We start from the raw sequence: 25,177 nt of genomic DNA, 5'->3' as shown, positions 1-25,177 counted from the left end.
ACACCCGGGCCGTATGCTTTTGCGCGCATATCTGCCTAGGGCGAACAGGCCCGTGCGCGAGCGTTGGCTCCGATAGATTCGATTCCAGACGATAACGAAACGGAGCGTGACATGGCCGAACCGGCACTGGTGTCAAGCATTTTCGACCAACTTCTCAAGGACCGCATTATTTGGCTCGGCTCAGAGGTGCGCGATGAGAACGCAAACGAGATCTGCGCAAAGATTCTCCTCCTCGCCGCGGGAGATTCGAAGAAGGACATCTTCCTTTACATCAACTCACCCGGCGGTTCCATCACCGCGGGGATGGCGATCTACGACACGATGAAGTTCGTGCCGAACGACATTGTGACGGTCGGCATCGGGCTGGCCGCCTCGATGGGGCAGTTCCTGCTGTCCTCCGGCACAAAGGGCAAGCGATACATCACGCCGAACGCCCGCGTGCTTCTCCACCAGCCGTCCGGCGGATTCGGCGGAACCGCAGCCGACATCCAGACGCAGGCCGGCGTCATCCTCGATATGAAGAAGCGGATGGCCGAACTGACGGCCGAGCAGACCGGCAAGACTGTCGAGCAGATTCTGATCGACAATGACCGCGATAACTGGTTCACGGCTCAGGAAGCGCTTGAATACGGCTTCGTCGACCACCTGCGGGAATTCGCCGCTGAGGTCGTCGGCGGTGGCGGAACAGACGACTCCGTGGTTGCGAAGTAGGGAATGAGAGACATGGACTTCACAAACTTCAACACCCCGTCCTTCAACACACCGGCGTTCGGTTCAGCCGGGCACAACCTGCCTCCCGTTGCACCGGGCGGCTCGGCCCGTTATATCCTGCCGACCTTCGAGGAGCGCACGGCATACGGTTACAAGCGGCAGGACCCGTACGCGAAGCTGTTCGAGGATCGCATCATCTTCCTCGGCGTGCAGATCGACGACGCGTCAGCAGATGATGTGATGGCGCAATTGCTGGTATTGGAAAGCCAAGACCCCGATCGCGACATCGTCATGTACATCAACTCACCGGGCGGATCGTTCACGGCGATGACGGCGATCTACGACACGATGCAGTACATCCGGCCGCACATCCAGACCGTTGTTCTCGGCCAGGCTGCATCAGCCGCGGCAGTGATCACCGCGGCGGGGACACCCGGCAAGCGGCTCGCATTGCCGAACGCACGCATCCTGATTCACCAACCGGCGGGCGGGTCGGAGGGTTCCAGCCAGGCATCTGACATCGAGATCCAGGCTCGCGAGATTCAGCGGATGCGTGTCTGGTTGGAGGAGACCCTCGCCAAGCACTCCAACCGCAGCCAAGAGCAGGTCAACAAAGACATCGATCGCGACAAGATCCTGTCTGCGGAGGAAGCCATGGAATACGGTCTCATCGACCAGGTGCTCACCAGCCGTAAGAACGTTCCGGCCGCGCTGGTCAAATAGAGCAGATCGGCGCGCCGATCGCAACAGCACAGGGGTGGCGGCAGTGATGTCGCCACCCCTTCGTGCTCCGACTGTGTCGACGGGATTTCACAGGTTGGAGCCGCGGCCGGTTTGTGACGGCGTTACGCCTGAATGTCGGTGGCACAGGTTAGGCTCATAGCAAGTAACCCATCGAGGAGAGTGACAGATGGCACGCATCGGAGAAAGCGCCGACCTGCTCAAGTGCTCCTTCTGTGGGAAGAGCCAGAAGCAGGTCCAGCAACTCATTGCGGGACCAGGCGTGTACATCTGCGACGAGTGTGTCGAGTTGTGCAACGAGATCATCGAGGAGCGCCTCGCCGAAGCCGGCGATGACGCATCCGGTGACTTCGAATTGCCGAAGCCGAAAGAGATCTTCGCGTTCCTCGAGGAGTACGTGATCGGGCAGGAGCCGGCCAAACGCGCCCTGGCGGTCGCCGTGTACAACCATTACAAGCGCGTGCGTGCGCACGGCGTGATCGGCCCGGCCGACAAGGTCGCAGACGATGTCGAGATCGCCAAGTCGAACATTCTGCTGATCGGGCCGACCGGGTGCGGCAAGACGTATCTCGCCCAGACGTTGGCCAAGCAGCTGAATGTGCCCTTCGCGGTCGCGGACGCGACGGCCTTGACCGAGGCCGGCTACGTCGGCGAAGACGTCGAAAACATTCTGCTCAAGTTGATCCAGGCTGCTGACTATGACGTCAAGAAGGCCGAGACCGGCATCATCTATATCGACGAGATCGACAAGATCGCCCGCAAGGCAGAGAATCCGTCGATCACTCGAGACGTGTCGGGTGAAGGCGTTCAGCAGGCGCTGCTGAAGATCCTCGAGGGAACGGTCGCGTCCGTTCCGCCGCAGGGCGGGCGCAAGCATCCGCACCAGGAATTCATCCAAATCGACACCACGAACGTGTTGTTCATCGTTGCCGGCGCGTTCGCGGGCCTTGAAGACATTATCAGCCAGCGCGCCGGCAAAAAGGGCATCGGCTTCGGCGCACCGCTGCACAGCAAGGGCGATGATGTGAACCTGTTCGGCGAAGTTCTGCCGGAAGACTTGCACAAGTTCGGTCTGATTCCCGAGTTCATCGGGCGCTTGCCCGTGGTCACCACCGTGACGCAACTCGATCAGGAAGCTTTGATGCAGATTCTGACCGAGCCCAGAAACGCGCTTGTGCGCCAATACCAGCGAATGTTCGAGATCGACGGTGTCGAGCTTGAGTTCGACCACGGCGCGCTCGAGGCGATCGCCGACCTCGCCGTGTTGCGCCAGACGGGCGCCCGCGGACTACGGGCAATTCTGGAGGAAGTCCTCGGCCCGATCATGTTCGAAGTGCCATCCAGTTCCGAAGTTGCGCGCGTCGTCGTGACCCGTGAATCGGTGTTGGACAATGCTGCTCCGACGATCGTGCCGCATCGGGCTCGCCGCGAGGAAAAATCAGCCTGATCCCGTGCGCATGCGTGTTGCCGGAATTTGTGCGAGCGTCTGCTGCGAATCACTAGCAGCGATCGCCCGCCGGTCGTAGCATGGCGTCAGGTGTGCGCTGTCGTTTCTGTTCGAAGGGCGTGAGTCTCTTCGGCGACAGCTACGGACAGGGGTACGGGCCATGAATATGACAGCGCAGATGATGCAGAGCATGTCCAAGGAGATGGCGGGGATGCCGTCGGAGATGGACATGATGGTGATGCAGGACTGTATTGAGGCCTGTTCGGCCTGCGAGCAAGCCTGCACCATCTGTGCCGACGCCGGAGTGGCGGGCGGCATGGTCAAGTGCATGAGCATGTGCATGAACTGCGCAGACCTCTGCAACACCACGATGCGGATGATGATGCGCCCGACCGGCTTCGACATGACGAGCATGATGGCCACACTCGAAGCGTGCATGAGCATGTGCATCGCCTGCGCAGACGAATGCATGGATCACGCCGAGATGAGCGAAACGTGCCGAATGTGCGCCCAGGCCTGCCAAGCATGCGCCAAAGCCTGCGACGCCATGATGTCGATGATGCGGGCGACCGCGAACTAGCCGGCGCGTCCAGCTAACCGATCAGTACGTTGAACCTCTGGCATCCCGCCGCCAACACGCCGTAGCTGGTGTGGACGGACACGGGTTCTCCGACTGCCAGCACGCCGGAAAGGTCGGCGTGGTGCCACAGCGCTACGGTTTCCTCGCCGAACACCGGTATCAGTTCGGCTCGACCGTCGTCCGAAACCGAACCGACAATCGCGTCCAGCCACCGGCTGGGCGTCGCGGATGCGATGCTCAACTGAATTCTGCTGAGAGCGTGACCTGGGCGCTCCGTTGCGCACATCTGACCCTGCTCGCACGCGTGAGCGACTGCGGCGGGGGAGTGCGTGTGAATGGTCATGGCATTCACAGTACGAAATGATTTGCGGTCACGCATCTGCGCGTGTCACACAGTGCAACATTCGCCGAGGGGGTCTCGATACATCTGCTCGCTGCGCTCGCGGATTACTCGACCACCGGTGCCGGAAGGTTGGGAGGGGGTCTCGATACATCTGCTCGCTGCGTTCGCGGATTACTCGACCACCGGTGCCGGAAGGAGGGGAGGGGGGTCTCCTAGGTGCGTGGGTCAGTAGTGGTGTTGGTGTGGTTTGGATGTTTGATCAGGGATTTTGGGTCCCAGTGTGGGATAATTTGGTATGGGATCGGATACTCCTGATGGTCTTTTCGATGAGTCGCTGATTGAACGGGTGATGCCTGATCTGTCGGTGATCCAGGCTGGCGCCGGGATCCATAAACGGTTCAAACCGTTCGATCCGGATCTGGTGATGATGGTGCCGCCGTCGTTGGACGAGTGGCTGCCGGAGGTTCATCTTTCCCGGTTCATTGCTGACGTCGTGGACAGTCAGCTGGACTTGTCGAAGTTTTATGCGTCGTATGCCAAGGCGAAGGGCCAGCCGCCGTATGACCCGCGCCTGATGGTTCGTGTGCTGCTCTACGGGTATTGCGTGGGCGTGCGTTCCTCGCGGGAACTCGAGCGTGCGTGTGTGGATGTGGTCGCTTTTCGTTGGTTGACCGCGCAGCAAGCACCCGATTTTCGTTCGATTGCCCGGTTCCGCAAACGTCACCTGTCGGCCTTGGGCAACGTGTTCTTGCAAGCGTTGGAGTTGTGTCGGGCGGCGGGGATGGTCTCGCTGGGGCAGGTCGCGTTGGACGGCACGAAGGTGCGGGCCAACGCGTCCCGCCGCAAGGCGATGAGTTACGCCCGTCTGACCCAAAGGCAGAAGGTCCTGGCCGAGGAGGTCTCCGATCTCCTCGCGGAGGCCGAGGCGATCGACACTGCGGAAGACACCCGGTTCGGCAAGGACAAACGCGGTGACGAGTTACCGGCCGAGCTTGCCCGGCGTGAAACGCGTTTGGGCAAGCTTGCCCAGGCGCGGGCTGCGCTCGAGGCCGACGCGGCGGCCAAAGCCCGTAAAGATGCCGAACAGAAAGCACGCGAGCACGGCGATGAGGACGGTGCGGTCAAGGAGAAGGGTCAGGACGCGGCAGCCAAAGCTGTGGTGGGACCGAAGACGCAACGCAACTTCACCGACCCGGACTCGAGGATCATGAAGACCGCGGACGGGTCCTTCCACTACTGCTATAACGGTTTCTGCCTGGTGGATAAGGACCATCAAGTGATCGTCAGCAACGATATGACGAACACCCCGAATGATTTCGAACAGTTGGCCCCGATGATTCAGAAAGCCGAAGCGACTCTGGGGGTACTGCCCGGTCAGGTTCTGGTCGATGCCGGCTTCTGCTCGGTGAAGAACCTCGAATTCGCGGAGGGCATCGAGGAAGCCAGTGCGGGCAAGACAGAGTTCTTCATCGCAACCCGCCGACTCAACGCTGCAGAGGAAGCGATCATGGGGACGGGTCAGCAACAGGCGGCCGCGGCGACCGCAAAACTACGAATGGTGCAAAGGCTGCGATCCAAACACGGCCACGATATTTATGCCAGGCGCAAAGCGATCGTGGAACCGGTGTTCGGACAGATACACACCAGGCAAGGCAAACACGTGCTCCTGCGCGGGCTTGATCAAGCCAAACACGAGTGGGACCTGATCGCCGGCTGCCACAACCTACTCAAACTTTTCAGCGCCACAACCGCACGGTCAATGAACGGACTGGGAACCTAACCCGTCAGGATCGGGCCGCCCCACCAGGACCAGTCAAGCTGCCGCCGTCGCTCCACGGTCTCTGCAACACCAGAAGACCCCACCGATCACACATGGCACGCCTGCCCGCCACGACAGCCAGCGGCCGGAAACCGCCGCCAACTCCCAACCCCAAACCACTACTGACCCTCGCACCTAGGGAAGCGGAGTGTCTATGCGGCGGTGGCGTGGTTGAGTTCCACGTGGTATCCGAGGGCTTGGAGTTGTCGGATCGCGGCGTTCTTGGTCTTGTTGGGGTTGCGCCGGGTGTAGTAGTCAGGGCCGAGCTCGTTGTAGACGACGCCGTTTCGGATCATGTTCCAGACGATCACGAGCATGGTGTGTTCGATCGTGACGAGAGCTTTCAGACGTGCCTTGCTGTTGCGGGCCGCTATTCGCTGGTATTTGACGGAGAGGTAAGTGGTCTTCGATCTGGACGCCGACATCGCGGCGATACCCAGGGCGCCTTTGAGGTATCGGTTCCCCGGCCTGGTCCTGGCCGGTTTGACCCGTCCCGCGGACTGATTCTGCCCGGGACACACGCCCGCCCAGGACGCCAGGTTCTCCGCGGTGGGAAACACGTTCATGTCAACACCGATCTCGGCGATGATGATGTCAGCGACCGTGACAGAGAACCCGGGAATCGTCGTCAGCAGGTCCCGGACGTCACGAAAGGGGCGCATCACCTGATCGATCTGCGCATCGAATTTGTGGATATGCGTGTTAATCTCATCGATGGTCGCCAGGTGCTCACCGATCAGGAACTCGTGGTGGGTGGTGAACCGGCCGGTCAGAGCCTCCACCAGCGCCGCGTTCTTGACTCGCATCCCGGGCTCGACCAGCTCGGCAAGCACGTGCGGGTCCCGTTGCCCGGCCACCATCGCGTCCAAAATTGTGCGACACGACTTGGTCGTTAGGGAACTGGCCACCGAGGAGAGTTTGATCCCGGCGTCTTCCAAACACTTCTCGATCCGGGCGAACTCACGATTGGCCTCTTGCACGTAATGCGTGCGCGTTCGAGTCAGATCCCGCAACCGCCGGATCGGCTCCGGCGGAACGAACGAGTCATTCAGGAGGTCATACGCGGCCAGCTTCGCAAGCCACGTCGCATCCGACACATCCGTTTTACGCCCCGGGATGTTCTTGGCCTGCTTCGCGTTGACCAACTGCACATTCAGCGACTGCTCCAGCGGGAAGAAGAACGGTTTCCAATAATCGCCGGTCGCCTCCATCACCACCAGGGACACCTCGGCCGCCTCAAGATCGGCCCGCAATCGCTTCACCTCGTTCGTGGTAGCACCATACGTTGTCACAACCGAACGGAACCGCCCATTGCCACCTAGCGGGCTACGCACGCACACCTTCGCATCATTCTTGGAAATATCCATTCCCGCGCACCGAGGATGCACAACATCCATCCCCGCATCGATACCCATAATCGCCACCTCCAACACCAGCAGCGTGACGGCGCCGGCCGGCGCCGGTTGCCGCGGAGAGGGTAGGAAAAGCAAAAGCAGGATTCTCCTAGACGGGCTCGAAGCACCAATCCACGGTTCCCGTGGAAACCCTCCACACCATGCTCGATATCAGGCTGAAGACACTAAGACCTTCCGGCGTCGACCGCGACAACACCATTGTGCGACCCACGAAAACCAGCCACAAGACGCTTCCGACCACCACAACGGCGCGAAGCGCCCCCCATGCTCGATACGTCTGCTCGCTGCGCTCGCGGATTACTCGACCACCGGGGTCGGTGGTCGAGTAGCGCACGAGCGCAGCGAGTACGCGTATCGAGACCGGCGAAGGTCAGACGTCGAGGCCTCTGCGCTTCAAGAGCGGCTCGATGACGGCATCCCTGCCCCGGAAGTCGCGATAGGCTTCGAGCGGATCCTTCGCCCCGCCGATCCCGAGCAGTCTGCTGCGGAAACGGTCGCCGTTTTCCCGCGTGAGTCCGCCGTTCTCGGTGAACCACTCGACGGTGTCGGCGTCGAGCACTTCGCTCCAGATGTATGAGTAGTATCCCGCGTCGTAGCCCACCGAGAACGCGTGCGCAAAGTAGGTGCTGGAATAGCGCGGCGGCACGGCGGGATTGTCGAGTCCTGCCTCCGCGAGGGCCGCGGCCTCGAACGCGGCAACATCCGTCACCTGGGTTTCAGTCGTGATCCGATGCCAAGCCTGGTCCAGCAGTGCTGCAGCTAGGTATTCGCTGGTCTTGAAGCCCTCGTTGAACGCCTTCGAGGCTTCAAGTTTGTCGACGAGCTCTTGCGGCATTCGCTCGCCGGTCTCGACGTGCTGCGCGTAGTTGGCGAGCACCTCGGGCCAGAGCAGCCACATCTCGTTCACCTGACTCGGGAATTCAACGAAGTCGCGGAAGACGTTCGTTCCGGCGAACTTCGGATACGTGACCTGCGCGAACAGGCCGTGCAAGGCGTGCCCGAACTCGTGAAACAGCGTGCCGACCTCGTCGTAGGTCAAGAGCGTGGGTTCGTCGCCGGCAGGCTTCGGCACGTTGAGGTTGTTGAGCACGACGGTCGGGTTGTCGAGCAGTCTCGACTGGGAGATGAGGGGGTTCATCCAGGCGCCCCCGCGCTTGGAGTCGCGCGTGTAGAGGTCGAGCACATACAGCCCGAGCGGCGAGCCGTCTTCATTGAAGACCTCGAAAACGCGTGCGTCCGGGTGGTAGGCCACGAGGTCAGTACGCTCGCTGAAGGTGATGCCATACAGCCTCTGTGCGGCGAAGAACACGCCGTCGCGCAGCACGCGCTCCGCCTCGAAGTAGGGCCGCATCGCCGCCGTGTCGACGTCGTACGTCGACCTGCGCACCTTCTCCGTGTAAAACGCCCAATCGGACGCCGCGAGCTCGAACTGGTCGCCGACCTGTGCCTGCAGTGCGGCTTCCTCCGCGTGCGCATTGCGTGCTGCCGCGGGCGCGAGGCGTTCGAGCATCGCGGCGACGGCATCCGGAGTCTTTGCGGTTTCGTCGGCGGTCACGTATGCGGCGTGACTGTCGAAACCGAGCAGCTCTGCCCGCTCGGCGCGCAGACGAGTGATCTCGAGTACGACCTTGCGATTGTCGTGATCGCCGCCGCGGATGCCTCGGGAGCGTGACGCGGTCATGATCCGTTCGCGCAGGGCGCGTGAAGTCAGGCTTGCGAGGTAGGGGTGGCCCGTCGGCAGAACCAGCGTGATGAGGTACTGGCCCTCCAGCCCGCGTTCACAGGCTGCCTGCGCGGCGGCCGAGACCTCCGCAGGCGACAGGCCGTCAAGTTCTGCGACGTCGTCGACCACGACGGCGAGATCGTTGGTGTCTGAGAGCAGGTTCTTCTCGAATCGGGTGGTCAGGGTCGCCAGCTGTCGGTTATGGTCCCGCAGCTGCACTTTCTGTGCTTCGGTCAGCCCGGCACCGGCGAGCGTGAACTCCGTGTAGTAGCGCTCGACCAGATAACGGGATTCTGCGTCGAGGGCGTCGCCGGCGCGCTGAGGCGAGTCGAGCGAGTCGTGCACCGTTTTGATCCGCGCGTACAGCTCGGGATCCAGGCGGATGGCGTCGCTGTGCGCTGCGAGCAACGGCGCGAGTTCCTCCTCGAGCGCGTTCGTGAAGTCGCTCGAATCCGCTGAACTTTTCGTGAAGAAGACCTCGGAAACGCGCGACAGGATCTGGCCGGACCGTTCGAGAGGCAGAAAGGTGTTCTCGAACGTCGCGGCATCCGCATTCTGTGTGATGTCGCGCACTTCGGCCAACTGCTGCTCGAAGCCGCGTTCGAACGCCGGCTTGTAGTGCTCATCGCGGATCTCCGCGAACGGCGGGAGTTGATAGGGCAGTGCGCTGGGTTGAAAGAACGGATTAGACGATTCGGCCATGCGTTCTAGCCTAGGCCGCCGCACAGAAGCCTACGATTGCGTCATGGCTACGCATGAGCAGTACACCCACGGTCATCACGAGAGCGTGCTGCGCTCGCACACCTGGCGCACGGTTGAGAACTCGGCCGCATACCTGATTCCACGGCTTTTTCGTGGCGCGCGGGTGCTGGACGTCGGAAGCGGACCTGGCACCATCACGATAGATCTGGCGCGCCGCGTGGCACCGGGGAGCGTGATCGGCATCGATGCCTCCGCCGAGATCGTCGCACAGGCCAACGGGCTTGCCGTCGATAACGCGCTCGGCAATGTGTCGTTCGCCGTCGGCAACGCCTATGCACTGGACTTCGAAGACGACACCTTCGACATCGTGCACGCCCACCAAGTGCTACAACACGTCGCAGACCCGGTGGCCACGCTGGCTGAGGCGCGGCGCGTGCTCAAGCCCGGCGGGATCCTGGCCGTGCGCGAGGTCGACTACGGTGGCACGATTTGGGCACCCGCATCGCCTGGTCTGTCGCAGTGGTTGAGCACTTATGAGGCCGTGCATCGCTCGAACGGGGGCGATCCGCATGCAGGCCGCTCGTTGAAGAGCTGGGTGATGGCCGCAGGCTACGAAGAGGTCGTGAGTTCCGCGTCGATCTGGTGTTTCGCCTCAGATGCGGAGCGCGAATGGTGGGGTGGGTCGTGGGCCGTGCGCGCGGTTGAATCGGACTTCGCGCCGCGCGCCATCGAGATCGGAGTCGCGACACTCGACGATCTGCACGCGATTGCGGATGCCTGGCGCGACTGGGTGGGCGAGAAGGCCGGGTGGTTCGCGATGCCGCATGCGGAGATCATCGCTACAAAATAGACAATGGAGTCTCTGCAATCAAATCGTTGCAATCAAATCATTGCAAAGAAATTATTGCAACGAGTCGAATGCAATGATATCTTTGCAGCATGGCAATCGGTGAGAATGACGACCAAGCATCCGCTCTGAATGAGAGCGCGCAACCGGAGGCGCTTGCGGGCCGGGATTCTAGAAACCTCGATTTGGCTTCGCTGAAGGTTCTGGCGCACCCGCTGCGTGTGCAGCTTCTTGACGTGCTCTCCAAGTACGGCCCAGATACGGCGACGGGGTTGGCCGCGCGACTCGGCGAGTCAAGTGGCGCGACCAGCTATCATCTGCGCCAATTGGCGAAGGCTGACTTCGTGCGCGAGGTGCCCGGTCGGGGCACTAAGCGCGAGCGCTGGTGGGAGCGGAAGCCGGGCGGCATCAATTTGGAGCCGGCTGCGTTCTCGGGCAGCGTGGCGGCACGTACGGCGTCGGACATGGTGATGCGCCAGTGGCAACAGAACAGCGAAAGCGCGCTCTCCGACTATTTGACGCATGGACTCGACGTGCTTGAGAAAGAGTGGGTCATGCGCGGTGAAGTGAGTGTCGCGAACCTGCGCCTGACCAAGGAACAACTCGTCGATTTCACCACGCAGGTCACGGCCGTGATCGACGAATTCGTCACCAACTATCGAACCAGCACGGCGCCGGGATCTCGCCCGGTGCAAGTGCAATTCAATGCGTTCCCCTTGATTGATGGTGAGGAGATTCCATCATGAGCACGATTCTCGTTGGCAAAGCAGGCATGGGCACGTCGGCATTGGATCACCATCAACTGCCGATCATCGACCGGGCTGCGATCCGCATCGGCGCAATGTTGATCGCGTGGGGGCGCCGCCGTGCCCAGCGCGGTCTCGAATTCGACACAGCCGGTCGCGCACGCGCCGACTATGTCGAGCGCGTGCGCACCGCGTCCGCAGTCACACAGCAGCGACTCCTGCCCTGACCGCGTCCGCAAGATCACGAAAAGTGAGTGCGCGCTCTACGACCGCAATCCTCGATCGAGCCGATCGTGGACTCGGTCCGGCGTTCGGGCGGCTTTGGGCGGCCGCGATCGCCAGCAACCTCGCTGACGGCATCGGGCGTACAGCGATCCCGCTGATAGCAACGACGCTCACGAAAGATCCGCTGCTGATCTCCGCCGTCACGGCCGTCGCGTTCGTGCCATGGCTGCTCTTCGGATTGCCCGCCGGAATGCTTGTCGATCGGGTCGATCGCCGTCGTGCGATGGCCGTGGCGAACGGCGTTCGCGTGGCGATGGCGCTTGTCGTCGCCGTGGCGATCACGACCGGTGTGCTGACCATCTGGTTGCTGTACGCCTGCATCCTGATCTGGGGGATGGGCGAGACGGTGTTCGACACGGCAACCAATGCCGTGCTACCGAGCACGGTGCGCGTGACGCAACTCGAGCCCGCCAACGGCCGAATCCAGGCCGCACAACTCGTGGTCGACACGTTCATTGGCACACCGCTTTCCGGTGCGCTGTTCGCACTTGCAATCGCAGTGCCCGTCTGGTCCACCGCAGGCGGATTCGCGGTGAGTGCGCTGCTTGTGCTGTTCCTGCCGTTGTCGGTCGCACGGGCCGCAGCCGCCCCGGAGGAGCAGCAATCGCAGCGTCACGGCGTGCGGCGACTCGCGCACGAGGCGGTCGAGTCGTTGTCATTTCTGTGGCGGCATCGACTCTTGCGCGGACTGCTGGTGTTCACAACTCTGGCCGGCGGCCTGCTGGCATTCGGCCAGGCATCCGAGATCTTGTACCTGCTGTACACGATGGCGGTGCCTCCTGGTCTGCTCGGCTTCGTGCTCGCTGGAGTGGGCGTCGGCGCTCTCGCCGGGGCGTTGACGGCCAGCCGATTGGTGGCGCGTTTCGCCAGAGGAAAGGTGATGTTGCTGGCGACTGCGTTCGGCGGCATCGGTCTTGGTCTCGTCGGGTTGGCGCCAACCCTTCCGCTCGCGATCGTCTCGTGGGCCATCAGCGCATACGCGATCTCGGTGTGGAACGTGCCGTGGAGCGCGCTGCGGCAGCAATTGATCCCGCAGGCGATGCTCGGACGCACGATCGGATTCATCCGCAGCCTCACCTGGGGCATCATTCCGGTGGCGACCATCCTCGGCGGTGCCGTCGCGCGGATCGATTTGCGGTTGCCGTTCCTGATCGGCGGGGTCGGCATCGTGATCGTCGTGCTGCTCGGATCGAAACTGCTGCTTTCCATCGATCGGCGAACACGTGACTACTCGTCGCCGGCCTCGCCGAACTCGTCGTCGAATGCATTGGGCAGCGACTCGGCAGGCTGAGTGATCGTCGCTGAGTCCTCGGCGCGGTTGTACTGAATGCGCGTGCCATCGTCGAGTTCGATTTCGGGGTCCTTCTCGAGCCAGGTCAGCGTCCAACGCCATGCCCGAGTGTCGGTGTCGAGTGCGTCGAGTTCCTCTTCGACGGCTGCGACGGCATAGCGCACGACCTCGGGAAGACCGTCCGGCACCGGGGCTCCGACGGCCCACCGGGTGCCGAGTTGCATGGTCGAGGTCCGCTACTTCGCGAGATCTATTTCGTAGGTGACCCACGGGGTACGGGTGGCGACATCGTCGTAAAGAGCTTGCGCCTCGGCATTGTCCGCCGCAGTGATCCACTGCACGACGCCATGCCCTGCCGCCCGGGCACGATCGCTGACCGCATCGATGAGCGCGCGGCCGACGCCGCTGTGCCGGGCATCGTCCTTCACGAACAGGTCATCGATGTAGCTGCCTTGGTCGGCTTCGAGCGGGCGAGTGAACTCCCGGAAGTGCACCAAGCCCACCAGCGAGCCGTCGTCGACGGCGACAAGCGCGTTCTCCTCGTGCGAGGCATCCGTCAGCCAACTCCACAACTGCAGTGCTCTCTGGTCGGTCAGCGGCTCCTCGTAGAACTGCGCGTATCCCTCGTAGAGGCCGAGCCAGTCAAAGAAATCACCGTCGCCGGGTGTGCGTATCGTGATCGACATCACCGTCTCCTTCAGCCCGCCCCCGCGGAAGGCTCATTGTTGTGGTGCTCAATGACCATACCGCGCCAGCGCAATCCTGGGAAAGACAGACACGGCGCGAACCTGGCCTCCACTGGCCGCAATGCCGCCGATCCCGTCCGGTAGATCACTCCGCGGCGTGCTCCAGCACCACGTCGGTGACGGCCAGCTCGTCGCCGGGCAGGAAGGACAACTGGGAGATGCGGCCCACGGCCTTGAGATCCTCGGCTACGAGCCGCAGACCGGCAAGTTCGACCTCATTGCCGGTCAGTGTCGCAGAGACGACCGGTGTCTTCTGAGAGACCTTGGCGTCGGTCTTTGCTCGGCGGATGCCGGTCAGCGCGGCACTCGCCAGTGACAGTATGTCTCCTGAGCTCGAGGCGGATGCTGCACCGCTTGGTCCAGGCCAGGACGCACGGTGCACCGAGCTGTCATTGAACCACGACCAGGCCTCTGCGGTCGCGAACGGCAAGGCGGGCGCGAACAGCCTGAGCAGCGTCGACAGCGCCTCGCGGAGTGCGGCCACCGCCGAGGATTGCCGTTCAGCAGCCTGCGGTGCAGAGACGTCGCCGGCGTCGCCGGAGTCCTGTCCATAGGCGCGTTCTTTGACCAGTTCGAGGTAGTCGTCGCAGAAAGTCCAGAAAAACGTCTCGGTTGTCTCGAGTGCGCGTGCATGGTCGTAGTTCTCGAATGCGGCGCTCGCCTCCGCGACGACAGTATCGAGCGCGCTCAGCATGCTGAGATCGATTGGTTCGCTGACCAGGGCACCGGGGGTATCCGGGAACCCGAGGATGAACTTCGCCGCATTCAATACCTTGATGGCCAATCGGCGGCCGATCTTGATCTGCGTCGGGTTCTGGGGGTCGAAGGCCGAATCGGTGCCGAGCCGGCTGGTGGCCGCCCAGTATCGCACCGCGTCGGAGCCATGTTTCTCGAGGATGTCGGCCGGAGTGATGACATTGCCCTTCGATTTCGACATCTTCTTGCGATCAGGGTCGACGATGAACCCGGACAGCGCAGCGTTCGCCCACGGCGCCATGCCGTGTTCGAGTTGCGAGCGCAACATCGTTGAGAACAGCCAGGTGCGGATGATGTCCTGGCCTTGCGGACGCAGGTCGAACGGGAACACAGCGTCGAACAATGCGCCGTCGCGCTCCCAGCCGCCCGCCAACTGCGGCGTGAGGGAAGAGGTCATCCAGGTGTCCATCACATCGACCTCGCCGACGAAGCCGCCCGCTTGACCGCGCTGGCTTTCCTCGAAGCCCGGTGCGGCATCCGATGACGGGTCGACCGGCAGCAGGTCGCGTGTCGGCAGAATCGGCTCGTCGAAGACCGGGTTGCCGTCGGCATCGAGTGGATACCAGACCGGCAGGGGAACGCCGAAAAAGCGCTGGCGAGAGATCAGCCAATCACCGGAGAGCCCGCCGACCCAGTTCTCGTAGCGCACGCGCATGAAGTCGGGGTGCCAGTTCAGCTGCGCGCCCAGTTCGAGCAGACGGGCTTTCAAGGCTTCGTCGCGTGCGCCGTTCTTGACGTACCACTGACGAGTTGAGACGATCTCGAGCGGTTTGTCGCCCTTCTCGAAGAACTTCACGGGATGGATGATGGGCTTCGGGTCGCCGATCAAGTCGCCGGACTCGCGTAGCAGTTCAACGACGGACTGCTTTGCTGAGAACACGGTCTTGCCTGCGAGCTGTGCATACGCAGCGCGCCCCGCGTTCGAGGTGATCGCCTCGGGCGGGTCGGGCAGAATGCGGCCGTCGAACCCGATGATCGCGCGGTTCGGCAGATTCAACTCCCGCCACCAGACGACGTCGGTGATGTCGCCGAACGTGCAGATCATGGCGATACCGCTGCCCTTGTCCTGCTGGGCGAGATGGTGCGAAAGCACCGGCACTTCGACGTCGAACAGGGGAGTGCGCACACTCGTGCCGAACAGCGCTTGGTAGCGTTCATCATCCGGATGCGCGACGAGGGCAACGCAGGCAGGCAGCAGTTCCGGGCGGGTCGTCTCGATGTAGACCGGGCCGTCGGCTCCGTGGAAGGCGACGCGGTGGTAGGCGCCGGGCTGATCCTTGTCTTCGAGCTCCGCCTGGGCGACGGCGGTGCGGAAGGTGATGTCCCACAGCGTCGGCGCCATCGCCTGATAGGCCTCGCCTCGCTCGATGTTCCTCAGGAATCCGAGCTGAGAGGCGAGCAGTGCCTCGTGCCCGATTGTGCGGTAGGTCTGGCTCCAGTCGACAGAGAGGCCGAGCGCACGCCAGACCGCCTCGAACTGCTTCTCGTCTTCGACGGTCAGACGCTCGCACAGTTCGATGAAGTTGCGCCGCGAGATCGGCTTCTGATCTGCTGCCTTCGTGCTCTTATTGTCTCCGCCCTCGAATGGCGGCGCGAAGTCGGCGTCATACGGCAGAGACGGGTCACAGCGCACCCCGAAGTAGTTCTGAACGCGGCGCTCGGTCGGGAGGCCGTTGTCGTCCCAGCCCATCGGGTAGAACACGTTCTTGCCGCGCATCCGCTGGTAGCGCGCGATCAGGTCGGTGTGCGTGTAACTGAAGACGTGCCCGATGTGCAGCGAACCGGATGCGGTCGGCGGCGGTGTGTCGATCGAGTAGATCGCGCTGCGATCCTCGGCGGCCAGTGCGGCAGCCCGGTCGAACAGGTACGTGCCGTCGTGCTGCCAGCGCGAACCCCACTTCGCCTCGAGACCTTCCAGCGCCGGCTTGTCCGGAACACCTGACCCTGATCCCGATCCTGATCGTGTTTCGGTCGCGGGGTTCTGTGCATCGTTCATTGCGGTGTCCGGCTCTCGCTATAGGCGGCATCGCGTCAGGGATGCCTCAGTGTGGGGTGTCCTCCTATGCTACAGACCCTGGGCTGCGGGGTTTCTGTGGCGCTTCTTGCCGCACAAACCCTGCATTCAAGCGGATGCCGACGCCGCGTCGAGCTGCTCCGAGAGTTCCGCAAGCGCTGCTTCCTGATCTGCTGCCGCCTCTGCCCGCCGCCGGGTCAGCGGCACTGCGATCAGAGCGCAGACCAGCGTGATCACAGACAGAAGAGCCAGCACGATGCCGGGGTGCCACCAGGCGGCATTCGTCGCCGCAGCGAGACCGGCCGTCGCGAGCGGAATCAGGCCGGACAGCGCCGCGGCGATGCCGTAGGCGATCGACAGTGCGCTGTAGCGGATCGAACTGCCGAAGACATCCGCCATCAGGCCACCGAGTCCGGCCCAGCTGAGCGTCGGCAGAATTCCGCCAATGATCATCGTTCCGACCAGGATCGGGAAGGTGGCGAACTGCAGCAGGTAGTACATCGGGAATGCGATGAGCAGGGTGCCGAGCGCCCCGATCCAGACCACTCGCGCCGACCCGATCCGGGTGGCGAGCAGCCCGAACAGCGGAATCGTGATCAGCTGCAGCAGGCTACCGATGAGGGTCGCGGTGAACAGGTCTTGATACGAGAACTTGAGGATCGTCACGCCGTAACTGATCGTGTACGTGTTCATCAGCGAGTATGACCCGATGCCGAGCATCGCCGCGCCGACGGCGAGCAGCAGGGTGCCGGGCTGGCGACGGAATACCTCGAGAACGGGCGACTTCGTGCGCTGCTTCGTGTCGACGAGGTGCTCGAAAACGGGCGTCTCGTCGATTGTCAGACGCAGGTAGAGCGAGACGGCCAGCAGTGGGAAAGCCAGCAGGAAGGGCAGTCGCCAGCCCCAGGCGAGCATGTCCGCCGGGTTGAGAGTGACGCTCAGAATCAGAAAGAGCGCACCGGTGATGATCGTGCCGACAGGTGAGCCGAGCTGGGGCAGAGCCGCGTAGAAGCCGCGACGCTTCGGCGAGGAATGCTCCACCGCGACGAGGATGGAGCCTCCCCACTCGCCGCCGAGGGAGAGCCCCTGGATGACGCGCAACAGCGTGAGCAAGAACGGCGCAGCCAACCCGATCGTCGCGTAGCTCGGGAGCAGGCCGATCGCACCGGTGGAGACGCCCATGATGGAGATGGTCAGCAGCAGCGTACGCTTGCGGCCGATCCGGTCCCCGAGATGCCCGAAGATGATCGCGCCGATCGGGCGCACGAGATAGCTGGTGGCCAGCACCAGGAAGGCCGAGATCGTGCCCGCCACTCTGTCTTGCTCTGGAAAGAACAGTTGGGCACTGAAGATCGCACTGAAGTACGCGAATACGTAGAAGTCGTATGACTCGAGCGAGGTGCCCACAAACGACGCGAGTGCGACGCGTGTGGCTTTGCGGGCTGGTAGTACGGCAGCGGGGGAAGGCAGGGGAGAAGACATGAATCCTCGTCAAGGTGTAAGTCTGGATACTGTGAGGGCGGCCGGATGCGGGGGCAGCGGGGGCGGCGCACAGGTACATTGTTGTACTGAGACCAATAATAGAGGGTGAGGGGCGTTGTGCGTCAAGAAGACGGCATCAGGGCAGGGCGCAGGCGTGCCTCCTCGCGCGGCATCCTCGAAGAGGCGGCAAGCGAGTTGTTTCTTGAGAATACCTATGACGGCACCACGATCGAGCAGATCACCCAGCGGGCCGGCGTCAGCCGTAACACGTTCTTCAACTACTTTCAGGCCAAGAGCGACGTGCTGTGGGCAAGCGTCGACGAAGCGATCGCCTCGTTGCCGGAAGATTTCGCCCGCGTGTCGGCATCGACGCGGCCGCTGACCGCCGTACGTGCCGCCCTGATCGCGGCGTCTACCAGGTTCGGGCCCGATCGGCTGCCGCTGGCTGTCACGCAATACGAGGTGATGGGCACACAGGCGGAGTTGACGACCTCGGGCCTGACCCGCTTTCTGAGGGTTGCCGGCGATGTCGAAGGGTTCTTGACGAGCCGGCTGGGGGCGGATGCCCGGCCGCGCGCGCGGGTCATCGCTTTCGCGGTCGCCGCTGCGCTCGCCGCGGCGGCTGACGGATGGGCGCGGGCCGGCACCGGCCGGCATCCGCTCTCTGAGTACGTGGCTGAGGCGATCACCCCGATCTGTCGCGGTTTCGCTTGACTGCCAGACGCGTGGGGCGGCACCCGCGATCCGTGTGTGTGACGCCGCCGGAGTGGGTAGACTTTCTAAATCGACTGTGATCCGGCCATCACCGGGGAGTCTTCGGCAGAACTGTGGCGCCTTGTTCGACCAGGGCACCGCTCACTAGAACCGAACGGGGCTGGCCCGTCACAGCCAATGAAGAAGCGGTCGTGCAACGTCACGTTCAGACGGCGTACGGCAAGCGGGGTGGTACCGCGACGTTTGGCCGGAAACGGCGGGCGGCGTCCTCGTGCAGAGTGTCGAACTGCCAGGAGAAGAATGCCGTACCCACTGTCCAACCCGCACGATCTCGTCAACCCTTCCCCGAGGTTTCCGGAAATCGAGACCGGAATCCTCGCCTTTTGGAAGGCAGACGGCACTTTTCGGGCATCCATCGACAACCGAGCGGATGCCGATGAGTGGGTCTTCTACGACGGCCCGCCCTTTGCGAACGGCCTTCCGCACTATGGGCACCTGCTGACCGGCTACGCCAAGGACTTGTTCCCGCGATTCCAGACGATGCGCGGCAAGAAGGTCGAGCGCCGATTCGGCTGGGACACGCACGGCCTGCCCGCCGAGCTGGAGGCCGAGCGGCAGTTGGGCATTACGGACAAGAGCCAGATCGAGGAGATGGGGATCGCCGCGTTCAACGCGGCTGCGCGCGAGTCCGTGCTGCGTTACACCCGTGAATGGCGGGAGTATGTCACCCGTCAGGCGCGCTGGGTCGACTTCGACCACGATTACAAGACCCTCGACATCAGCTACATGGAGTCGGTGATCTGGGCATTCAAGCAGTTGTACGACAAAGGGCTCGCCTACGAGGGCTATCGGGTTTTGCCATACTGCTGGCGCGATCAGACGCCTCTGTCGAACCACGAGTTGCGCATGGACGACGATGTCTACAAGATGCGTCAGGATCAGACTGTCACGGTCACGTTTCCTCTGACCGGCGCAAAAGCCGAGGCGCTGGGTCTGACCGCTGTGCGTGCGCTGGCCTGGACGACCACTCCGTGGACGCTTCCGACCAATCTCGCGCTGGTCGTCGGCCCCGCCATCGAGTACGCGATCGTACCCGCCGGGCCGAACGGCACGGCGGATCGGGACGGAACGCGCGCCGAGGGTAGCGGCGCCGAGTATCTGCTCGCCGCGGACCTCGTCGGGAGCTACGCGAAAGACCTGGGCTACGGTTCCGCCGAGGCCGCCGTCGCGGCGGTGAGCCGAAGCATCCGAGGGGCTGAACTCGAGGACATCGGCTACGACCGACTCTGGGACTACTACGCGGATGCGTCGGAATACGGCACGCAGAACGCCTGGCGGATCCTGGTAGACGACTACGTGACCACGACGGACGGCACCGGCATCGTGCATCAGGCACCGGCGTACGGCGAAGATGACCAGCGCGTCTGCGAGGCCAACGGCATCCCGGTGATCCTGTCGGTTGATGAGGGCGGTCGCTTTCTGCCGAGCGTGCCCGAGGTGGCCGGCCTGCAGGTGTTCGAGGCGAACAAGCCGTTGACGCAACTGCTGAAGACCGGTGGTCGCCTGCTGCGTCAGGCGAGCTACGAGCACTCGTATCCGCATTGCTGGCGCTGCCGCAACCCGCTGATCTACAAGGCGGTTTCCAGCTGGTTCGTGGCCGTGACGGAGTTCCGTGACCGCATGTCCGAACTCAATCAGCAGATCGAATGGGTGCCGGAGAACGTCAAAGACGGCCAATTCGGCAAGTGGCTGGCGAACGCGCGCGACTGGTCGGTGAGCCGCAATCGTTACTGGGGGTCTCCGATCCCGGTGTGGAAGAGCGACAATCCCGATTTTCCGCGCGTCGATGTGTACGGGTCGCTCGCAGAACTCGAAGCGGACTTCGGCACGCTGCCGCTGAACGCAGATGGGGCGCCAGACCTGCATCGGCCATACATCGACGAGCTCACCAGACCCAACCCGGACGATCCGTCTGGCGCGTCAACGATGCGCCGCATCCCGGACGTGCTCGACGTGTGGTTCGACTCGGGGTCGATGCCGTTCGCGCAGGTGCACTATCCGTTCGAGAACCAGGACTGGTTCGATACGCACAGCCCCGCAGACTTCATCGTGGAGTACATCGGGCAGACTCGCGGCTGGTTCTACCTGTTGCACACCCTGTCCACTGCCCTGTTCGATCGGCCTGCGTTCAGCCGGGTGATCAGTCACGGCATCGTGCTCGGCAGCGACGGGCAAAAGATGTCGAAGTCGCTGCGCAACTATCCCAACGTCAACGAGGTCTTCGATCGCGACGGTTCGGATGCGATGCGCTGGTTCCTGATGTCAAGTCCCGTTCTGCGCGGGGGCAACCTCGTCGTCACGGAAGAAGGCATCCGCGAAGGCGTGCGCCAACTGCTGCTGCCACTGTGGAGCACGTGGTACTTCTTCTCGCTGTACGCAAACGCCTCGGGCGAAGGCGGTTATCACGCGCGTCGTCGCACCGACTCGACCGACGTGCTCGACCGGTACCTGCTGGCGAAGACCCACGAGTTGATTGAGGCCGTCACAGACGACCTGGAAGCGCTCGATGCGACGCTCGCGGCGGCGAAACTCCGCGACTTCGCCGACGTGCTCACCAATTGGTATGTGCGCCGTTCACGCGACCGGTTCTGGCAAGGGGCGAGCGCCGACGGCCGCAACGCAGAGGCGTTCGACACGCTGTACACGGTGTTGGAGACCGTGACCCGCGTCGCCGCTCCGTTGCTTCCGCTTGTCACCGAGCAGATCTGGAAGGGCCTGACCGGCGGTCGGAGCGTTCACCTGACCGATTGGCCTGACCCGAACGAGTTCCCCGCCGATGCGGCACTGGTGGCCGCGATGGACCAGATCAGGCAGATCTCCTCCAGCGCACTTTCGCTGCGCAAGCAGGCCGGACTGCGCGTGCGCCTGCCACTTGCGAAGCTGACGGTCGTTACGGCGGATGCGAGAATACTGGCCGAGTTCGAGGCGATCCTGCGCGAAGAACTCAACGTCAAGCAGGTCGAGTTCGTGCAGCTGGAAGAGGGCAGTGCTGCTGCCTACGGCATCACACGTCGGCTCACCGTCAATGCGCGTGCCGCCGGCCCGCGCCTGGGCAAAGCCGTGCAGACCGCCATCCAGGCCGCTCGTGCCGGCGACTGGAGCGACAACGACGGTGTTGTGACGGCAGGAGGTCTCGAACTTGTGGACGGCGAGTTCGACCTCGTGCTCGAGGTCGCCTCCGCCGGAGAATCCGCAGACACAGCTTTGGCGCTGCTGCCGGAGGGCGGCTTCGTGCTGCTGGAGACGCGCACGAGTCCGATCTTGGAAGCGGAGGGCCTTGCCCGCGACGTCGTGCGGGCTGTGCAGGATGCCCGCAAGGGCGCCGGGCTCGAGGTGAGCGACCGCATCCGGCTGCAACTGCAGTTGGACCGGGAAGGGGCAGCTGCGGCTCGTGCCTTCGACGAGTTGATCGCTGCCGAAACGCTCGCGGTACAGTTGCAGGTCACCGAAGCACCGATGATCGCGGACGAAGGTTCCGCGATCAACGTCGGCGACGCATCCGCGCTGATTGTCACACTGGAGAAAGTATGAGCCTCGGAGATACGACAGGCGACGATCAGTTCCGCGAAGCCGGCGACGCCGTCTATGAGACGATCCTCGAACGGCTGGGGGAGGCATCCCCGCAGCCGCGTCTTGCCCCGACCCGACGGGCGCTTGAGCTTCTCGGCGACCCGCAGCGAGCCTTCCCGATCATCCATGTGACCGGCACCAACGGCAAGACCAGCACCAGCCGGATCGCCGAGAGCATCCTCCGAGCGTACGGGTTGCGCACTGGGCTGTTCACGAGTCCGCACCTGGTGCGCTTCAACGAGCGCATCGTGATCGACGGCGAGCCGATCAGCGATGAGGCGCTCGTGCGCAATTGGGAGGACGTGCTGCCTTACGTGCAGATGGTGGACGACGAATTGGTCGGCGCCGATGACGTGCGATTGACCTTCTTCGAAGTGCTCACGATCCTCGCTTTCGCGTGTTTCGCGGATGCGCCGGTGGATGTCGCGGTCATCGAGGTCGGCATGGGTGGGGAATGGGACTCTACAAATGTCGGCGACGGCGATGTTGCGGTTTTCACTCCGATCTCGCTGGATCATCAGAATCGACTCGGCAACACAATTGGCGAGATCGCGCGAACCAAGTCCGGCATCATCAAGCCGGCTGCGATTGTTGTCAGTTCGGCACAACCGACCGAGGCGCTCGGCGAGCTGGAGAAAGCGGCGGCATTACGTGAGGCGTCTCTCACGGTTCAACCCGACGGTTTCGACGTGCTGTCAACGGCGGTTGCCGTCGGTGGGCAGCTGATCAGTGTTCGCGGGCGGGCCGGTGTGTACGAAGACTTGTTCCTGCCGCTTTACGGCGCGCATCAGGCGCAGAACGCTGCGGTGGCGATTGCTGCCGTCGAGTCTTTTCTCGGCGATGGCACGCAGGAGCTGAAGCACGAGCTGATCGAAGAGGGCCTCGCAACGGCGACCTCTCCCGGTCGGCTTCAGCTGGTGGGGGTCGAGCCGACGGTTCTGGTCGATGCGGCGCATAACCCGGCCGGCGCGCAGACGTTGGCCGCCGCTCTGCCGCGCTACTTCGACTTTGACGAAATCGGTTTCGTGGTGGGCATCCTGCGCGACAAAGACGCCAAGGGCATCATGGATGCACTTTCGCCGCTTGCCACACGCATTTTCGTGACGCAATCCCACTCCGAGCGCTCCACGCCGTTCGACGAGCTCGCAGAGAACATCGAGGGGTGGACGCATGAATCCGTGACCTCCTATGATGACCTCGGCGAAGCGATCGAAGCGGCACGAGAATGGGCGGCGCTTGCGCCGCGCCGCGCCGTCGTGATCACCGGGTCGATCACGCTGATCGGCGATGCGATGGCACTCGCCGAAGATCGCGCGTGGAAGGCGGCACCGTGAGACCTCAGAGGCGCTCCGCACGGCAGAGCCTTGGCCAGATCGTGCTCGGGTTTGAATTCGTCGTGGTCTTCCTCGGCGCGCTCGTCGCCTTCGGGTTGAAAGCGGTGCCTCCGGCGATCGCGCTCGGCGGGGGAGGAGCGCTCGTCGTCATAATGCTTGCGACGGTCGGACTTCTCCGCTACCGCTGGGGCTTCGCGCTGGGCTGGGCTTTGCAGGTCATTGTGATCGCGTCGGGATTTCTCGTCAGCATGATGTTCATCGTCGGCGCGATCTTCACCGGTATGTGGGCGTATGCGATGATCACGGGCGAGCGGCTCGATCGCACGAATGCGACGCCGGCGGCGCAAGCCGCGTCAGCGGCAGCTGATCACGCCCCAACTAACGACGACAGCAGCAAAGAAACGGAGAATCCCGAATGAGCACAATCGTCGAAGAGACCCTGGTCCTTGTCAAACCCGACGGCGTCGCACGCGGTCTGACCGGTGAGATTCTGCGCCGGATCGAGGCCAAAGGCTACTCACTTGTCGACCTGAAGATGGTGCAGGCCGATCGTGATCTACTGGCCAAGCACTACGCCGAACATGAGGGCAAGCCGTTCTACGAACCGCTCATCGAGTTCATGGAGTCCGGCCCGATCGTTGCGCTGCGCGTGGCGGGCAACCGCGTCATCGAAGGATTTCGGTCACTGGCGGGCGCGACGGATCCGACGGCAGCGTTGCCTGGCACAATTCGTGGCGACCTTGCCCGCGACTGGGGATTGCGAGTGCAGCAGAATCTCGTGCACGGCAGTGACTCGCAGGAGTCGGCGGCGCGCGAACTGGCGCTGTGGTTCTAACTTGCGCTGTGGTTCTAACTTGCGCTGTGGTTCTAACGTGCGCTGTGGTTCTAACGTGCGCTGTGGTTCTGGGCGTCGGTTGCCTGTTCTAGCGTCGGCTAGCGGAACGCATTCGGGATCCAGCTGACCTGGATTTGTGCGAGCACCGCGACGATCGCATAGCAGACGAGGGTGATCAGCGGCACCCACGAGTAGGCGGCTGCGAAGAACCGCTGGACAGATGCCGGAACGGGAATATTCCCCTCTTTGAGGTTGTAGAACGTCACCAGCCAGAAGGTGGGAATGGTCACGAGCCAGGTCACCATGCAATACGGGCAGAGCACAAACAGGGAATACAGGCTCTCCGAGATGAGAAAGACGACCAGAGCCATCGCCCCGACCACGCCGAGGTTGAATAACATCCAGAACCATCGCGCGAATCGTGCCCCGGCCAGAATCGAAACTCCGACGGCGATGGCCGCAGTCCATCCGGCAATGCCGATCAGCGGGTTGGGGAAGCCAAGAATGCTGCCCTGCCACGATGCCAGGTTCTTGCCGCAACCGATCAGCGGGTTGATATTGCAACTGAGTTGAGCGGCCGGATTCTCCAGTTGCTGGAACTTCTCCAGGGTCAGGATGAATGCGGCGAAAAAGCCGATCAATCCCATAACGATCAGCGAGACGGCGAGGACGGTTGGACGTTTGGCGGGCTCGGTGATCGACACTCTCGGATTATGGCACAGCGACCTTTGACACGGGAGGCGCCGTGGCGACCGTTGGAGCCCTGACCCGCGTCACCGCGCGCGCTCAATGACGCCCCGAGCATACGCGGCATGCGATAATAGATCGTTGCCTGGGCCGCGCTCAGGCAGACACCACCAAAAAGGCTTAGTGGGCGCCCTCGGTGCCCAGCAGGAAAACCAGTACGCAGGTTATGTACGAAAACGCAGGATTGAGTTGCACGGCCGACGGGTCGAACCGATGGGTCGGAACCGGCAGATCACCTGAAACAGACAGACAGGCAGCCCGAGCGAACA

General features: G+C 63.0%; 22 protein-coding genes. 14 read left to right on the top strand and 8 right to left on the bottom strand.

Annotated elements, in window-relative coordinates; all coding sequences use genetic code 11:
• Positions 1-111 precede the first annotated feature (111 nt).
• From QU604_RS12070 to QU604_RS12055, 4 genes are all read left to right on the top strand, one after another.
• Positions 112-711, top strand: coding sequence for an ATP-dependent Clp protease proteolytic subunit (locus QU604_RS12070; protein WP_308464879.1), 600 nt, complete (start codon positions 112-114; stop codon positions 709-711).
• Positions 712-723: 12 nt separating this feature from the next.
• Positions 724-1,434, top strand: coding sequence for an ATP-dependent Clp protease proteolytic subunit (locus QU604_RS12065; RefSeq protein ID WP_308464878.1), 711 nt, complete (start codon positions 724-726; stop codon positions 1,432-1,434).
• A gap of 187 nt (positions 1,435-1,621) precedes the next feature.
• Positions 1,622-2,899: an ATP-dependent Clp protease ATP-binding subunit ClpX gene (gene clpX, locus QU604_RS12060; protein WP_308464877.1), complete on the top strand. Its 1,278-nt coding sequence runs from the start codon at positions 1,622-1,624 to the stop codon at positions 2,897-2,899.
• 160 nt (positions 2,900-3,059) lie between these two features.
• On the top strand, positions 3,060-3,479 hold the full coding sequence (locus QU604_RS12055) for a four-helix bundle copper-binding protein (protein ID WP_308464876.1): 420 nt from the start codon (positions 3,060-3,062) through the stop codon (positions 3,477-3,479).
• Positions 3,480-3,492: 13 nt separating this feature from the next.
• Here the strand turns inward: QU604_RS12055 and QU604_RS12050 are convergent, their stop codons facing one another.
• On the bottom strand, positions 3,493-3,822 hold the full coding sequence (locus tag QU604_RS12050) for a hypothetical protein (protein ID WP_308464875.1): 330 nt from the start codon (positions 3,820-3,822) through the stop codon (positions 3,493-3,495).
• Positions 3,823-4,207: 385 nt separating this feature from the next.
• On the opposite strand from QU604_RS12050, the gene QU604_RS12045 reads away from it, so the two are divergent.
• Positions 4,208-5,602 carry an IS1182 family transposase gene (locus tag QU604_RS12045; RefSeq protein WP_457852546.1) on the top strand — a complete coding sequence of 465 codons (1,395 nt, stop codon included), beginning with the start codon at positions 4,208-4,210 and terminating at the stop codon, positions 5,600-5,602.
• 191 nt (positions 5,603-5,793) lie between these two features.
• On the opposite strand, the gene QU604_RS12040 is transcribed toward QU604_RS12045, so the two are convergent.
• Positions 5,794-7,038: an IS110 family RNA-guided transposase gene (locus QU604_RS12040; RefSeq protein ID WP_308468913.1), complete on the bottom strand. Its 1,245-nt coding sequence runs from the start codon at positions 7,036-7,038 to the stop codon at positions 5,794-5,796.
• A 388-nt stretch (positions 7,039-7,426) separates the two neighbouring features.
• The gene (locus QU604_RS12035) at positions 7,427-9,481 is read right to left on the bottom strand and encodes a M3 family metallopeptidase (RefSeq protein ID WP_308464873.1); all 2,055 of its coding nucleotides are present in this window, start codon (positions 9,479-9,481) and stop codon (positions 7,427-7,429) included.
• Positions 9,482-9,524: 43 nt separating this feature from the next.
• On the opposite strand from QU604_RS12035, the gene QU604_RS12030 reads away from it, so the two are divergent.
• The 4 genes from QU604_RS12030 (at position 9,525) to QU604_RS12015 (ending at position 12,650) form a co-directional block, all read left to right on the top strand.
• Positions 9,525-10,331 (top strand): methyltransferase domain-containing protein, encoded by an 807-nt coding sequence (locus tag QU604_RS12030; protein WP_308464872.1) that lies wholly within the window; start codon positions 9,525-9,527, stop codon positions 10,329-10,331.
• 89 nt (positions 10,332-10,420) lie between these two features.
• The gene (locus QU604_RS12025; protein WP_308464871.1) at positions 10,421-11,074 is read left to right on the top strand and encodes an ArsR/SmtB family transcription factor; all 654 of its coding nucleotides are present in this window, start codon (positions 10,421-10,423) and stop codon (positions 11,072-11,074) included.
• Positions 11,071-11,301 carry a hypothetical protein gene (locus QU604_RS12020; protein WP_308464870.1) on the top strand — a complete coding sequence of 77 codons (231 nt, stop codon included), beginning with the start codon at positions 11,071-11,073 and terminating at the stop codon, positions 11,299-11,301. The genes QU604_RS12025 and QU604_RS12020 overlap by 4 nt, the downstream gene beginning before the upstream one ends.
• Positions 11,302-11,324: 23 nt before the next feature.
• Positions 11,325-12,650, top strand: coding sequence for an MFS transporter (locus QU604_RS12015; protein WP_308464869.1), 1,326 nt, complete (start codon positions 11,325-11,327; stop codon positions 12,648-12,650).
• Here the strand turns inward: QU604_RS12015 and QU604_RS12010 are convergent.
• The 4 genes from QU604_RS12010 to QU604_RS11995 form a co-directional block, all read right to left on the bottom strand.
• Positions 12,587-12,874, bottom strand: a complete 288-nt coding sequence (locus QU604_RS12010; RefSeq protein ID WP_308464868.1) for a hypothetical protein — start codon at positions 12,872-12,874, stop codon at positions 12,587-12,589. The two genes, QU604_RS12015 and QU604_RS12010, sit on opposite strands and share 64 nt — an antisense overlap.
• 12 nt (positions 12,875-12,886) lie before the next feature.
• Positions 12,887-13,336, bottom strand: a complete 450-nt coding sequence (locus QU604_RS12005; RefSeq protein WP_308464867.1) for a GNAT family N-acetyltransferase — start codon at positions 13,334-13,336, stop codon at positions 12,887-12,889.
• A gap of 145 nt (positions 13,337-13,481) precedes the next feature.
• On the bottom strand, positions 13,482-16,148 hold the full coding sequence (gene valS / locus QU604_RS12000) for a valine--tRNA ligase (RefSeq protein WP_308464866.1): 2,667 nt from the start codon (positions 16,146-16,148) through the stop codon (positions 13,482-13,484).
• A gap of 126 nt (positions 16,149-16,274) precedes the next feature.
• Positions 16,275-17,648, bottom strand: coding sequence for an MFS transporter (locus QU604_RS11995; RefSeq protein WP_308464865.1), 1,374 nt, complete (start codon positions 17,646-17,648; stop codon positions 16,275-16,277).
• A 117-nt stretch (positions 17,649-17,765) separates the two neighbouring features.
• On the opposite strand from QU604_RS11995, the gene QU604_RS11990 reads away from it, so the two are divergent.
• The 5 genes from QU604_RS11990 to ndk all read left to right on the top strand — a co-directional run bounded on the left by QU604_RS11990 (position 17,766) and on the right by ndk (position 24,161).
• Positions 17,766-18,362, top strand: a complete 597-nt coding sequence (locus QU604_RS11990) for a TetR/AcrR family transcriptional regulator (RefSeq protein ID WP_308464864.1) — start codon at positions 17,766-17,768, stop codon at positions 18,360-18,362.
• A gap of 300 nt (positions 18,363-18,662) precedes the next feature.
• The gene (ileS, locus tag QU604_RS11985; protein ID WP_308464863.1) at positions 18,663-21,953 is read left to right on the top strand and encodes an isoleucine--tRNA ligase; all 3,291 of its coding nucleotides are present in this window, start codon (positions 18,663-18,665) and stop codon (positions 21,951-21,953) included.
• On the top strand, positions 21,950-23,326 hold the full coding sequence (locus QU604_RS11980) for a bifunctional folylpolyglutamate synthase/dihydrofolate synthase (RefSeq protein WP_308464862.1): 1,377 nt from the start codon (positions 21,950-21,952) through the stop codon (positions 23,324-23,326). The genes ileS and QU604_RS11980 overlap by 4 nt, the downstream gene beginning before the upstream one ends.
• Positions 23,323-23,745 (top strand): DUF4233 domain-containing protein, encoded by a 423-nt coding sequence (locus tag QU604_RS11975; RefSeq protein ID WP_308464861.1) that lies wholly within the window; start codon positions 23,323-23,325, stop codon positions 23,743-23,745. Before QU604_RS11980 ends, QU604_RS11975 begins: the two co-directional genes overlap by 4 nt.
• A complete protein-coding gene (gene ndk / locus QU604_RS11970; protein ID WP_308464860.1) occupies positions 23,742-24,161 on the top strand; it encodes a nucleoside-diphosphate kinase in 420 nt (139 codons plus the stop codon). Before QU604_RS11975 ends, ndk begins: the two co-directional genes overlap by 4 nt.
• A gap of 98 nt (positions 24,162-24,259) precedes the next feature.
• Here ndk and QU604_RS11965 read toward each other — a convergent pair whose 3' ends face one another.
• Positions 24,260-24,865, bottom strand: a complete 606-nt coding sequence (locus QU604_RS11965; protein WP_308464859.1) for a vitamin K epoxide reductase family protein — start codon at positions 24,863-24,865, stop codon at positions 24,260-24,262.
• Between the last annotated feature and the right edge of the window lie 312 nt (positions 24,866-25,177).

The sequence above is a fragment of the Rathayibacter sp. SW19 genome (assembly GCF_030866825.1).
GTDB classification, from domain to species: Bacteria; Actinomycetota; Actinomycetes; order Actinomycetales; family Microbacteriaceae; genus Rathayibacter_A; species Rathayibacter_A soli.
This window is presented reverse-complemented; position numbering and strand designations above follow the sequence as displayed.

Bases quoted from the DNA above. Each gene is read 5' to 3' on its own strand.
- QU604_RS12070 (WP_308464879.1), top strand. From the start codon at position 112: ATGGCCGAACCGGCACTGGTGTCAAGCATTTTCGACCAACTTCTCAAG.
- QU604_RS12065 (WP_308464878.1), top strand. From the start codon at position 724: ATGGACTTCACAAACTTCAACACCCCGTCCTTCAACACACCGGCGTTC.
- clpX (WP_308464877.1), top strand. From the start codon at position 1,622: ATGGCACGCATCGGAGAAAGCGCCGACCTGCTCAAGTGCTCCTTCTGT.
- QU604_RS12055 (WP_308464876.1), top strand. From the start codon at position 3,060: ATGAATATGACAGCGCAGATGATGCAGAGCATGTCCAAGGAGATGGCG.
- QU604_RS12050 (WP_308464875.1), bottom strand. From the start codon at position 3,822: ATGACCATTCACACGCACTCCCCCGCCGCAGTCGCTCACGCGTGCGAG.
- QU604_RS12040 (WP_308468913.1), bottom strand. From the start codon at position 7,038: ATGGATGTTGTGCATCCTCGGTGCGCGGGAATGGATATTTCCAAGAAT.
- QU604_RS12035 (WP_308464873.1), bottom strand. From the start codon at position 9,481: ATGGCCGAATCGTCTAATCCGTTCTTTCAACCCAGCGCACTGCCCTAT.
- QU604_RS12030 (WP_308464872.1), top strand. From the start codon at position 9,525: ATGGCTACGCATGAGCAGTACACCCACGGTCATCACGAGAGCGTGCTG.
- QU604_RS12025 (WP_308464871.1), top strand. From the start codon at position 10,421: ATGGCAATCGGTGAGAATGACGACCAAGCATCCGCTCTGAATGAGAGC.
- QU604_RS12020 (WP_308464870.1), top strand. From the start codon at position 11,071: ATGAGCACGATTCTCGTTGGCAAAGCAGGCATGGGCACGTCGGCATTG.
- QU604_RS12010 (WP_308464868.1), bottom strand. From the start codon at position 12,874: ATGCAACTCGGCACCCGGTGGGCCGTCGGAGCCCCGGTGCCGGACGGT.
- QU604_RS12005 (WP_308464867.1), bottom strand. From the start codon at position 13,336: ATGTCGATCACGATACGCACACCCGGCGACGGTGATTTCTTTGACTGG.
- valS (WP_308464866.1), bottom strand. From the start codon at position 16,148: ATGAACGATGCACAGAACCCCGCGACCGAAACACGATCAGGATCGGGA.
- QU604_RS11995 (WP_308464865.1), bottom strand. From the start codon at position 17,648: ATGTCTTCTCCCCTGCCTTCCCCCGCTGCCGTACTACCAGCCCGCAAA.
- ileS (WP_308464863.1), top strand. From the start codon at position 18,663: ATGCCGTACCCACTGTCCAACCCGCACGATCTCGTCAACCCTTCCCCG.
- QU604_RS11980 (WP_308464862.1), top strand. From the start codon at position 21,950: ATGAGCCTCGGAGATACGACAGGCGACGATCAGTTCCGCGAAGCCGGC.
- ndk (WP_308464860.1), top strand. From the start codon at position 23,742: ATGAGCACAATCGTCGAAGAGACCCTGGTCCTTGTCAAACCCGACGGC.